Raw genomic sequence first — 13,488 nt, forward strand, 5'->3', positions numbered from 1 at the left:
ATTGACTGTGTACTTTCCAAAACCATTACAGATGCGATCTACGTAACGACGATAATGACCATACTCTTTAATAGCAACGTATCCAATTATTTTGGATTTCGTTTATTTTTCTATCATCCAATAAAATGATACCCTGATAAGGTGCAATCTTGGCGTTAGGTATCGCTAGCTCCTTTAATCCCATACATCTGATAAGCGTACTAGCAACGGAATTACTGTTTTTACCAATCCCTAAAAAGGGATAGGGCATATTTTTTTCATTAAGAATTTCTTTTGTGTGTACGGCCGCATTCCACCTACTCATCACACATTCTTCAGAAGAAGAACATAAAACCACTTGTTCTTGATCTTCTTTATATAAACAAGGATACTTAAACTCAAATACTTTCAACCTATCAGACGGAAGATACCCAATTGGCTTGAACTTCCCATCTTTGTTGACAACAAGACCATCAAGTTCAGCAACGAATTCTTTATTGGAATCAAAAACGACCAACAACCTGTGTGCAAAGAATAACCCTATGGTTAATTGAGATAAAACTATGGTAAAATTCTGACTGGTATCACTTTCAGCACTGATCACGATTTATCCCTTACTGTCAAAATATTTCGCCTATCTTCTTTTGCATCGCGCCATATGTTTTCATTAAACAATCAAGATTCTATGAATCAAATAAAAATTCCATGTCAACAGTCATATCGTCATTAGACAAAAAATCTCCTCTATATCATTAAGGATGAAAGACTTGTTGTCAAAAAAAACCGCAGTACTTCTTATCTGAAATCATGAAGTAATACACGCGTCGATAAAAATCATACATTCATTTTAAAAGTATAGTTCCTTCCTATTGGTAAATTATATTTTAAGCTTATATTTAAAACAAATTTTAATTTATATTTATAAAAAGTAAATAATATAGATACAATTAATAAACTATAATTACAAAATAGATTATAAATTACATAAAAAAATATCTATAATACAAATAGAATTTATTTTAATTATTATTTTTATATTTAAAGGAATTATTACTATGATTATTTCAGAATTGAACAAAAGCTCACCACAGATACTTACTCAAAAATCAGAAAATGCTCTTAATAATAATATAAACAAAAAAGAACCTGCCGCAAACTTAGAAAGCAGATCAGTAGTAACTCCTATCGATAACCAGCCTTCCCACAAAACATTAACGTGCATCAAAGAGGCATGCATAAGCATGATCCCTGTTTATGGCACCATCCAAGAATTTAAAAAAGGAAATTATGGATGGGGCGCATTGGGAATTGTAAGCGACGTTGCCTTACTCGCAATACCAGCTGCATACCTTGGAAAAGTACTATTTGGTTTAGTACGCGGAAGCAGTATTGCTACTAAAATAGCAACGACTGGAATTGCAACCGTTGTCCAAGAAGCAACTGTTATGACAAAAACTACTCAAGAAGGCGCTCTTCTAGCAAAAGAGGGAATAGAAGCGACCCATATAATGGAAGGAGGTTCTACCGCTATAAAAAGCGAATCTGTAGGTGCTAAAGAATTAATTTCTGCATCACAAAACAGCCAAACAGTTACCCAAACTGGTAACATAAGCGATGCAACAAAGGCATCTTCAACGATCAAGGATGCACAATCAATCGACAGATCGCAAGCAATATTTCAAAAGATGCCATTAGAGGAATATCCTAGACTACAAAAGATAGGCATCAATTACTTTCGGGATTTTAAATTGCTCGGTACAAATAAGGTCTATAAAAATCTATTAGATGCGAGTCGTGCTACCGAATTCATCATAGATGGGAAGAAAATTAATATTGATAGCGCTCAAAATATGCTAGCAGAACTCAATAAAATATTTCCTAAAGATTTCGAAAAAGTACAACTTATATCTAGTTATGCTCATGAACATATATTTTGTAAGCCTTTCACAAAGGATCTCCTCAATCTTGCAAATAAGAACATATACCAATTATCTAATCCTCGTTACTCTTATCAATTCAATACCTTAAAAGATAAAACAATAAGTTTTGTTGCAAAAGAAGAGGGACTGGTTACCTACTTAAACGGGTCTCTACATCGCAATTATGGTATTAAGGCTGAAGGAATTCTTTCTCGAAACGCCCCCCCAGAACTTCATTTTTCATCCTATGTCAATTGATGATGCATGCAAATAGATCTTTAAAAATAGAATAAGGAATGCACGATTTACAAGTTCATTCCTTTCTATTCATACATTTAAAATTAAAATAAGTATTATTTTAAGTTTATAAAAAGTAAATATTATATATACAATTGATAAACTATAATTATAAAATTAGTTATACTTTTTATAGAAAATAAATATAATATAATTAAGATTTAATTTTAATTTTAATTTTAATTTTAATTATTTAAAGGAAATTATTACTATGAATATTTCAGAAATTAACAAATATTTCCCTCCCAATAATAATATAGAGAGGAAAGAGATCGCTGATAAATTAATCAAAAATATCTCAATTGTTGACAAAACGATGGACGTATTGCCTCTGTATCATCAAGTTCGCGAATTGACACAAAACAAAGCTTCCACTGAACAAGTCATCGATATCTCAACAAAAGTAAAAGACGTCGCAGTAGACGTCGCAGTGAGCATGATTCCTATTTATGGCACTTACCGAGAATTTAAAAAAGGAAATTATGGATGGGGTATAGTAGGAGCTATCAGCGATGCCGCCCTATTGATACCAGTAGTCGGATATGGCGCAAGAGCGGCAATCAATTTAGTACGTGGAGGCAGTATCGCTCTTAAAGCAGGAACAGCCGGAACAATGATCGCTGCTAAAGAAGCCTGTACTATAGCACAAGCCACTGAGAAAACCGCTAAGCTGACAGCTCTGACAAAAGAAGGGATTACATCTATCCGTACAATAGAAGGCAGTTCTGTAACCATAAAAAGTGAGTCTATAGGTACCAAAGCATCAATCTCTAGCACTAATACAGCTGAAAAATCAGCAATTTCCCAAAAAATTACAACAAATAGCACCACAGAAATAGGAAAAACAACTGAAGTCGTCGAAGAATCAATTTCTAAAATAAACTCCCAATTATCCAAAAGTACTCCTCAGGGTATTTGGACAAAAGCCCTTACAAAAGCAGATCCTGCATTGGAATCTATATATCAAAGAGGTAAAATATTTTCAAATACAATAAAAAACAATGCATTTATAGAGAAATTAGCGCACACTACAAAAGCAATTGATAAGAAAATACCTTTCATAGGCAATCAATGGAGAGACATCAATACAGCACATAGTGAATTTAAAATGGTTCCATTGTCTGATCAAACTTTATTCAGAGATTTCCAAGGTCTATGCGGGAAAAATATCGATAACCAATTTATACTTGATCTCAATCGCGCCTCATTTATTTTCAATGGAAAGAAACTGGCGAGAGACAATTCAGCGGAAGCGATACAAAAACTTATGAATCAATTTGCTAAAAACCCTAAACAACTTCAACTGATTTCTAGTTATGCCAATCAATCTATTTTTGCCGATTCAGTGGTTCACTTGATGCAGTCAATACCTGAGTTTGCAAAATATGCATCAAAAAGTGGCAGTGCTAGTAAATTTACAGCTAAAACTTTAACAAATGGGGAAGTGGCATTCACAGCTAAGTACACTACAAAGGTTCAAGCCGTCGATAAAATAGCAGGGAAGCCACTTAAAGAATACGGATTAAAAATATCAGGAATTCTTTCTCCAGACAAAGCAACAGAACTACAACGTTCTTTTTATCTCAAGTAAGCATAACAAGCCATATTCACCAGAGTATATGGCTTGTTACTCATAATCAATAGCGAACAGATTTTCTCCTTGAATAAACCACAAAAGATAATCTACCCATCAAATAATTTAATGAACGATCCGATAGTTGTCTTCGAACCAGAAGATTCCACATAATTGCTCTTTCTCAATCAAAAATTTTAAATCTTATGTACACATACTAATATTTTTCTGATTTGTAATAGTACTCAATCAATTCATTATCTGATTCAAATAATATTAATGAATCGAGCAATGCTAACGACAATCTGAAGTTTTTCGTGTCTATCTCTATATCTTTTGATTGAATATCTCCTGAATAAAGGATAAATTATCCTTACATACTCAATACAAGATAGAGACAGGATTGAATCGGTATCTATGATGGAATCCTACCCTGAGCCTAAAAAATAAAAGGAAGTATTTGTATTGCTTACAAGTATAATTTTAGAAATAAGGTCTTTTTCGGCCTTGATTCTAGTGATAGTAAATATTAACTTCTGCGATACAATGAAGAAAATTATTAGGCTGATGGTATGAGTAGAAAAGTACGAAAATTCGATACTGTATTTCCTTTTACCAACTATATACGTTACTCAATCATAAGCCTCCCTGTAGTGTTTCTAGGTGTGGTTTGTTGCCTTTTAGCTATAATATTAATCATTTTTAAGGATTCCCTAGATAATAGCATATCCTTTGGATTGTTCGGAATGCTTGCTATCGTTGGGATATTATTATTGCTACTGCTCGCAATTGGTTCTATTGAAATGACAATAAAACCGAAGATTCCTCTTGAAACAATTTTTATGGATAGTGAACCAGAGGGGATATTAATTACAAATGAACGTGGGCATATAATTTATGCAAATAATGCATATAATGCACTTACCAATGCTGTCTGGAACAAAAGAACTAAATCTTTGGAAAGTCTTCTCTCGCGCAATCAAGAAGCTAGCGAAGCGCTTTATCGCCTTATCAACAGCTTGCGTTTAAAAAGCGAAGGTAGTGAAGAGTTTCGTTTAATGCAATCTTTAAACAACTATTCTCAAAATTCTGAACCTCATTGGTATCGTCTTAAAGCACGGGTTCTACCTATTTCATTACATAAAGAAAAATTGCTATATGCATGGCGTATCACTGATATTACTTCCGAACGCAAGGATCAGGAAAAGTTCTTTCGAGAATTACAAAATGCTATTGATTACCTTGATCATTCTCCTGTAGGCTTTATGTCAGCCGATCATCAAGGGAAAATTTTGTATATTAATGCTACTCTTGCAGAATGGATTGGCATTGATCTTACTACGTTTACATCAAAATCAATATCTATCGGAGATATTACAGCGGGAGAAGGACTGGCCCTCATTCAAGCTATTCGCACAGAACCCAGCCATCAAAAAATTACAACATTAGATTTAGATCTGCGCCGAATAGATAATGGACATGGAATTCCTGTAAAAATTGTACACCATATCTTGGCTTCATGCGACGGCAAGCCCGGAGAAAGCCGCACTGTTGTCGTCTCTCGCAAAAACTGTGATTCCGGCGATCCATCTGGAACAATCGCAAATATGCGCTTTAACCGTTTTTTTAATAATATACCTATGGCTATCGCTTCTATCGATAAGAAAGGCAGAATTCTACGTACCAACGCACATTTTCTTAAACTTTTTCCTAATTGTACGGAAGGCGATGGCACTTCTAATGATATATTCTCCATTGTCCATAAAAACGAAAAACGCAAGATTATCGCTGCTCTATATGATGCAAACGATCAGAAAAGTGATATTTCCCCTATTGATTCTCCTCATCCCCAAGACGAAAATCGCTACTTTCGTTTTTATATCAGCGCCACACTTGACCGTAGTACAGAAGCACCTGAGGAACAAGCAATTCTGTATACTGTTGAAATAACAGAACAAAAAGCCCTAGAAGCACGTATGGCACAGACTCAAAAATTAAATGCTGTTGGCACGCTTGCTGGGGGAATAGCTCATGACTTTAACAATGTGCTCACCGCAATTCTTCTATCTTCTGATCATTTATTATTACAATCACGCTCTTCTGATGCTAGTTTTGCCGATCTTATGGAGATAAAGCATAATGCTAATCGCGCAGCAATCTTAGTACGGCAATTGCTTGCTTTTTCTAGAAAACAAACCATGCGCCTTACGGTACTCAACCTTACCGAGGTAATCGGTAATTTACGTATGATGATTCAAAAATTAATTTCTGAACCTCCACAAGTGAAACTCACCGTAGATTATGAACGTGACTTGTGGGGTGTCAAAACCGATTTATCTCAGTTCGAACAGGTATTAGTAAACCTGTGTGTTAACGCTCATCACGCGATAATGCTCAAAGAAAGTGGTTCTTTGACCGTGCGCACTCGTAATATTCCATCAACAGAAATACACACCTTTAATTATTCAGATCTTCCAACAAAAGATATGGTATTAGTAGAAGTAGAAGATACGGGGATTGGAATGTCTCCTGATATTATGGAAAAAATATTCGAGCCATTCTTTACTACTAAAAAAGTAGGAGAAGGAACAGGGCTAGGACTTTCAGTTGTTTATGGAATAATACGACAATCTGGCGGATACATATTACCCGAATCTGAAGTAGGGAAAGGCACTATATTCCGTATATTTTTGCCAAGATATGTTCAAGAGCATACTCAAGAATCCCATTACTCCCACGATATTGCTATTATACCACAAGAAGAACCCGCAGATCTGACAGGAAATTCAGCTATAGTCTTACTTGTAGAAGATGAAGATTCTGTGCGACGTGGTAGCAAAAGAATGCTAGAAACACGTGGTTATACTGTACATGAAGCGTTCTCTGGAACGGATGCTCTAAAGGTTATGGAAAAACTACAAGGCCGCGTTGATATTGTTATCTCTGATGTAGTGATGCCCGAAATGGATGGACCAACACTCCTTCGCGAATTAAGAAAAACGTATCCAAGTTTAAAATTTATCTTTATTTCCGGCTATGCAGAAGATGCATTTTCTAAGAATTTACCTAAAGATGCCAAGTTCAGTTTTTTATCAAAACCATTTTCGCTCAAACAATTAGCTACATCCGTTCATGAACTTCTCCAGTCAGATTCTTAAGACCGTTCTTTTTTTCTATCAAGTGAAGCCAATACCAATTAAGATACTTTTTCCAACAGATCATACCAATGTAAAATTACTCCAATGGTACATAGGCTATATGCTGAGCGTCAAAGGATGTGAGATCAATAATCTATCACTCCAAAGGAGTATATATTATTTCTCCAGTCTATAGTTGATTCACTTAAAATAAATTATTTTAAACATATCACCATAAAATCAACTGTACATGTACATCATCCTCAAATAACTGAAATATAATCGAGAAGATACTGTAAAAAAAATTATCCTGATCAAGAAAGCTGTCTTAGAACCGCCTGCAAAATACCACCATTTTTAAGATGGTTAATCTCATCAAGAGTATCAATACAACAAATGATAGGAACACATTTAAATGTACCATCAGAATAATGAATTTCCAAAGTAGATTCTTGTCGAGGAGAAATCGTTTTTAATTTTCTAATATTAATGATTTCATCACCTTTAATGTTCAAATTTTTCCAAGAAATACCTTTTCCGAAAGCAAATGGAATGACCCCCATACCTATCAAATTTGACCGGTGTATACGCTCAAATGATTCTGCAATCACAGATCGTACACCTAATAGTCTTGTACCCTTAGCAGCCCAATCCCGCGAAGAACCATTCCCATATTCAACACCAGCGAATACCACCAAAGGCACTTGATCTACCTTATATCTCATAGCAGCATCGTAAATAAATAACTCTTCCTTAGAAGGATAATGAATTGTATACCCCCCTTTTTTTCCTTCTTCCCCCAGCATATAATTACAAATCCGGATGTTAGAAAAGGTACCTCGCATCATAACTTCATGATTTCCTCGTCGAGTACCAAACTGGTTAAAATCTTTTTCTTTAACACCTCTTTGACGTAAATAGCTAGCAGCAGCAGATTGCAATGGGATCGATCCAGCAGGAGAAATATGATCCGTAGTGATCTTATCACCCAACAAACATAAAATACGAGCTCCACAAATATCTACAATTTCTGGAATATGCTTACTAATCGTTTCAAAATAAGGAGGATTACGCACATAAGTTGATTTTTCGTCCCACATATAAGTTTCGCTTTCGGGCACCTCAATATTCCACCAACTACTATCACCCTTAAATACATCAGAGTACTTTTTCTTATATAAATCACACGTCACATACTTATTAACAAAACTTTGAATCTCACTATCCTTTGGCCAGATATCCCTTAGATATACAGGACTTCCTTGTTGATCTTCTCCTATAGGATCTTTTATGAGATTTTTTCTCACGTTTCCTGCAAGAGCGTAAGCGACTACTAAAGGAGGAGATAAAAGATAATTTGCTTCTACATCTGGAGAAATACGACCTTCAAAGTTACGATTTCCGGATAATACACCCGCCACTACTAAGCTTTTTTGATGAATAACTTCGGAAATTTCTTTTTTTAACGCTCCAGAATTCCCAATACATGTGGTACATCCAAAACCGACAAGGCTAAATCCTAATGCTTCTAGATATTCTACAAGCCCCGCTTGTACAAGATATTCATACGAGACTTGCGATCCTGGAGCACACGAGGTTTTGACCCATGGCTTAGATTTTAAACCTGCTCGAACCGCATTACGAGCTAATAAACCAGCTCCTATCATGACAGATGGATTGAAGGTATTCGTACAAGATGTTATAGAAGCAATTGCTACATCTCCGTGCTTTAAATGAAAATCACATCCTTTAACAGGATATTTTTCGTCTAATGTATGTGATTTTTTATAATACTCATTCATCTCAGTAACAAAACTAGAAGGAACTTCGCTAAGGGAAAGACGAGATTCTGGACGTCTAGGTCCCGCAACGGAAGGAGAAACATTTCCAAGATCCAGCTTCATTTTTTTTGTAAATGCAACCTTCTCGTAATCTATGTCCTCACGCCACATACCTTGGACCTTAGTATATGCTTCTACAAGGTCAACACGACTGTTAGAGCGCCCTGATAACCTTAAATAATCAATAGTTCCTCTATCAACTGGGAAAAATCCACATGTAGCACCATATTCCGGCGCCATATTTGCTATAGTCGCGCGATCTGCAAGCACCATACTTTCAAATCCAGAACCAAAAAATTCAACAAACTTTGATACTACCCCTTCTTTGCGCAACATCTGTGTAATCGTCAATACAAGATCCGTTGCCGTAACCCCTTCTTGCAGGCTACCTGTTACCTCAAAACCAACAACTTCTGGAAGCAGCATTGAAATAGGACATCCTAACATCGCAGCTTCGGCCTCAATACCGCCTACACCCCAACCCAAAATACCTAAAGCATTAATCATCGTAGTATGGCTATCAGTACCGACGCAAGTATCAGGATAAGCTATATTCTCTCCGTTTTCATTTTTGGTCCAAACCGATTGACCAAGATATTCAAGATTGATCTGATGGCAAATACCTGTCCCAGGAGGGACGACTCGAAAATTCTTAAAGGATTTTTGTCCCCATTTCAAAAAACGATAACGTTCTTCATTACGCTGATATTCCAAATCTTTATTACGAGTGACTGCATCCTTATTTCCCGAGTAATCTACTATCAGAGAGTGATCTATCACAAGATCTACTGGAACAAGGGGATTAATATTTTGAGGGTCCCCTCCTAAGACGACAATCGCATCGCGCATAGCAGCCAAATCAACCACAGCAGGGACACCCGTAAAATCCTGCATAAGAACACGCGAAAAACGATAGGAAACCTCACTTTCAACCGTCCCTTTGTTGTCTAACCATTTTACAAATGCATGAATCTGTTCCTTAGTGACAGTACAACCATCTTCAAATCTTAATAAATTCTCAAGCAAAACCTTCATTGAACATGGGAGACGAGATATACCTTGCAAACCATTAGCTTCAGCTTTTGGCAAGCTGTAATAAACATAATCAATCCCTCCCACTGATAGTATAGAACGACAATTAAAACTGTTTAAGGATCGGGACATCTATTCATACCTTTATCGTAAAATACACAGAAAAACGTAAAAAAATTATTATAATTGAATAGGCAAAACAAAGAGACTAAATCCACCGCCTACTCATTCAATCACAACATCATTAAATCTTATTTAACCTTATAAATATTTAGGTGAGATTATATCTATTTTACTCTCAATAACGAAAAAGCGACCTTCAACAGGTCGCTTTTCATCATTCAATAACTTATATATACGTACTTTAATCTCTTCTACTTCCTAAAAATCTAAGAAGATGCACGAAAATTTGGATAAAATCCATATAGAGCATCAAAGCTCCTATCACAGACTGGCGCTCCGCATAAGCTACATCATAACGATCCGAATATGCCTCTTTGATTTTTTGAGTATCATACGCTGTAAGGGCAGAAAAAATAACCAATCCCATAGCACTCATAGTTAAATCAATTGCAGAAGAACGCATAAATAAATTAACTAAAGACAGTAAAAATAATCCGAATGCCCCCATGATCATGAAGGATCCAATAGGACCTAAATCCCTCTTTGTTGTGTACCCATAAAGAGATAGGGAACCAAAAGAAGCTGCAGTAATAAAAAACGTCTGTACAATGCTCTTGCTAGTATAAACCAGAAAAAAACTAGAAAGAGACAATCCTATGAGAGCAGAATACAATAGAAACATCATTTTTGCCGCGTAAGCACTTAAAGAATGTAAACGGACGTTCAGAAAAATAAATACACCCAAAGGCGCGAATATGAATATCCAACGCAAAGGAGAAGTGTACATAAGAGCACCAAATCCCGTCAACATAACACCACGGTTAATGATGATAGATGCTGCATCTGGATCCACAGTAGTTGCCAAAATATTGACTAAAAATGACATAATACCGGTGACGCCAAGCCCTAGAGCCATAAGGTTATAAACCCTAATCATATACGCCCGTAAACCCTGATCGATTGTAGAACCAAATCCACTTCCTGAGTTTACCACTCTCTGGTAATTACGAATATCAGACATTTTCACCCTCTAATAATTAAACATCTTGTGTACATAAACAAGAAACAATCTTAAATCTCATCCATCATTCAACGGTCGTAACACATAACCTGATGCAAAGACAAGACCTAAATAAAACCCTCTATCACATCGTATACAAACCAAACACGTGGGCTGATTATAAATCATAATCTAATCTTTGCAAATAGAAATATTTCTCTTCACATTTCTAAAGACAACCCGATTCATACCATATAATATCTTTATTAATTTGAGCATATTTAATGCATAATGATTTGTGCTATTCAACGGTTATCTACACATCACATCATTTCTACCATATCTAAGGCTTAAAAGGAAACGATGTGATACCACCTCTTAATTAAGGAAAAATGGCAGAGAAAATTTTTATATCACGAAATTAAAGAAATAGCACGTTGAAACTCTTGAGCTGCGGATACTGGATCTGCAGCCCTCACGATAGGACGAGAAACAACTATATGGCTAGCACCATATTTCAACGCTGTTTCCGGAGTCGCAAATCTTTTCTGACCATCTGTTGCACTCCCTAGCATCCTAATACCAGGAGTCACAATAACCATATTATGACCTACTATTTCTCGTACCATCCGTACCTCTTGAGGAGAACACACTATTCCACCCATTCCTATATCACGTGCTTGAACTGCACGCATTCTCACCATATCAGAGATATCTTTTTCATAACCCGATTCTCTGAGATCAAAATCATCCATTGAAGTCAATACGGTCACAGCAAGCAAGCAAATACCTGTATCTCGCACAACACTCACAGCCGAACGCATAGTTTGAGGATATGCATGCACTGTTAACATGGCAACTCCCATGTTTGCTATATGCTCAATAGCTGCAGTGACAGAACTTCCTATATCAAATAACTTCATATCTAAAAAAACACTTTTGCCATCTGATATCAAATCACGTGCTAACTCTAATCCTCCTGAAAAAGATAAATGATACCCTATTTTATAAAAGGAGACCGTATCACTCAAAATTGACACGATTCTTTCTGCCTCCTTTACCGTTGGAAGATCAAGTCCAACAACAAGACGCTTCTTCTCGTCAACATCAATGATTAATCCAGCATCCATACCCACTTACTACACCAATCGCTTATTTTATTAATATAAAATTCTCTTTTCTAACAAAGAACCTGACCAATCAAAATTGAAAAAACTGGTAGTTCACAATTTATAATCTGTATTTCACGCATTTTATAAATATAAACTTTGGATTTTAATACCTCTATATCCTCATAGGCATCAAAACATAAAATGCATTCACTTTGTTATCTTTGTTATTTTTGCTATCTTTGTCTTTCCCTCGGATAAAAACAGATGAATTAGAACTATCCAATCGAAAAACAACTTCATCGTCAACGACTTCATCACTTGAAATATTATCAATAATTTCCAGTAAATATTTATAATTAAAACAAATATCCATGGGACATTCGTTATAATACACATTCATACTTTCTATTGCTTTCCCCATATCAGGATTATCAACTGTCATACATAGTTTATCAGAAGATAAAGACAACTTTACTGCTTGGATCCGCACAGACGACATTATTGATACGCGATCCACAGCTTGCCTCAAGTTAGTACAATTAACTCGTAATTCTTTATCATTACTACAAGGAATTACATTTTGATAGTTAGGAAATTCTCCATCTATCAACCTTACACTCATAGAAAGGGATTCTATATTCAAATGAATGCGTGATTCAGAAAGACTAACCTTTACAGACGAATCTTTGCTAGAAAGAATCCTGAGAATTTCTCCAACTGCTTTACGGGGCACAATAATACTCGGCATCTTTGCTATTTGGGCCACAATGTCAACCTCAGCTACCGCCAAACGATGCCCATCAGTTGCCACAGCACATAATTTCAGATCTTCTTCATTAATATGAAAAAAAATACCATTTAAGTAATATCTTATCTCTTCAGTCGCCATCGCAAAATGCGTGCGTTCTACAAGATTTTTTAAAACAGAAGACGCAAGTTCAAAAGAATACACATACTCTTCTTCTTTTGTACTAGGAAATTCCGATTCTGGAAAAGACTGTAAATAAAAATTTGAATCTCCATGAGAAATATTTACTTCTGTTCCAAGTTCATTTTCCTTAAAAAACGAAATCTGCGCACCATCTTGCAACTTACGTACTATATCATAAAGAAGATGCGCAGAAACAGTAATAGAACCACAAACATCAACGCTAGCAGGGATCGCTCCCGTAATTTCAATTTCAGGACCGCTTGCCTTTATCTCCAAAAGACCATCATTGGCCTGCAGTAAAACATGACATGAAACGGGAATAGTATTCTTGCGCTCAATAATCCTACAAGCATGACCTAAAAGTTCCAATATATCAGAACGCTCAACAGTAATCTTCATATAGCCCCTGCATTTCCGTACGATACAAAAAATTTCTCACCATATAATACTAAACAACACAATTCATCAATAAGATTTAGTTGATAATAGAACCATACCTTGCTAAAAAAATGTACTATTACAGCTCCTGATTTAAAACGCGCAC

General features: G+C 35.8%; 8 protein-coding genes. 3 read left to right on the plus strand and 5 right to left on the minus strand.

The features are described 5' to 3' along the window. Positions 1-67: 67 nt before the first annotated feature. On the minus strand, positions 68-583 hold the full coding sequence (locus CD16_RS01600; RefSeq protein WP_012778665.1) for a hypothetical protein: 516 nt from the start codon (positions 581-583) through the stop codon (positions 68-70). A 451-nt stretch (positions 584-1,034) separates the two neighbouring features. Between CD16_RS01600 and CD16_RS01605 the strand changes: the two genes are divergently transcribed. The 3 genes from CD16_RS01605 (at position 1,035) to cckA (ending at position 6,926) form a co-directional block, all read left to right on the plus strand. After that, positions 1,035-2,156: a hypothetical protein gene (locus tag CD16_RS01605; RefSeq protein WP_238556181.1), complete on the plus strand. Its 1,122-nt coding sequence runs from the start codon at positions 1,035-1,037 to the stop codon at positions 2,154-2,156. A gap of 250 nt (positions 2,157-2,406) precedes the next feature. Then, on the plus strand, positions 2,407-3,786 hold the full coding sequence (locus tag CD16_RS01610) for a hypothetical protein (RefSeq protein WP_012778668.1): 1,380 nt from the start codon (positions 2,407-2,409) through the stop codon (positions 3,784-3,786). A 554-nt stretch (positions 3,787-4,340) separates the two neighbouring features. Beyond that, complete coding sequence (gene cckA / locus CD16_RS01615; RefSeq protein WP_015452361.1) at positions 4,341-6,926, plus strand: cell cycle histidine kinase CckA; 2,586 nt, start codon at positions 4,341-4,343, stop codon at positions 6,924-6,926. A 293-nt stretch (positions 6,927-7,219) separates the two neighbouring features. On the opposite strand, the gene acnA is transcribed toward cckA, so the two are convergent. From acnA to dnaN, 4 genes are all read right to left on the minus strand, one after another. After that, positions 7,220-9,910, minus strand: a complete 2,691-nt coding sequence (acnA, locus tag CD16_RS01620) for an aconitate hydratase AcnA (protein WP_012778670.1) — start codon at positions 9,908-9,910, stop codon at positions 7,220-7,222. Positions 9,911-10,142: 232 nt separating this feature from the next. After that, on the minus strand, positions 10,143-10,922 hold the full coding sequence (locus CD16_RS01625; RefSeq protein WP_012778671.1) for a Bax inhibitor-1/YccA family protein: 780 nt from the start codon (positions 10,920-10,922) through the stop codon (positions 10,143-10,145). Positions 10,923-11,314: 392 nt separating this feature from the next. Then, positions 11,315-12,031, minus strand: a complete 717-nt coding sequence (gene pyrF / locus CD16_RS01630) for an orotidine-5'-phosphate decarboxylase (RefSeq protein ID WP_012778672.1) — start codon at positions 12,029-12,031, stop codon at positions 11,315-11,317. A gap of 154 nt (positions 12,032-12,185) precedes the next feature. Beyond that, positions 12,186-13,343 (minus strand): DNA polymerase III subunit beta, encoded by a 1,158-nt coding sequence (gene dnaN / locus CD16_RS01635; protein WP_012778673.1) that lies wholly within the window; start codon positions 13,341-13,343, stop codon positions 12,186-12,188. Positions 13,344-13,488 lie beyond the last annotated feature (145 nt).

Source organism: Candidatus Liberibacter asiaticus (assembly GCF_000590865.3).
GTDB lineage: Bacteria > Pseudomonadota > Alphaproteobacteria > Rhizobiales > Rhizobiaceae > Liberibacter > Liberibacter asiaticus.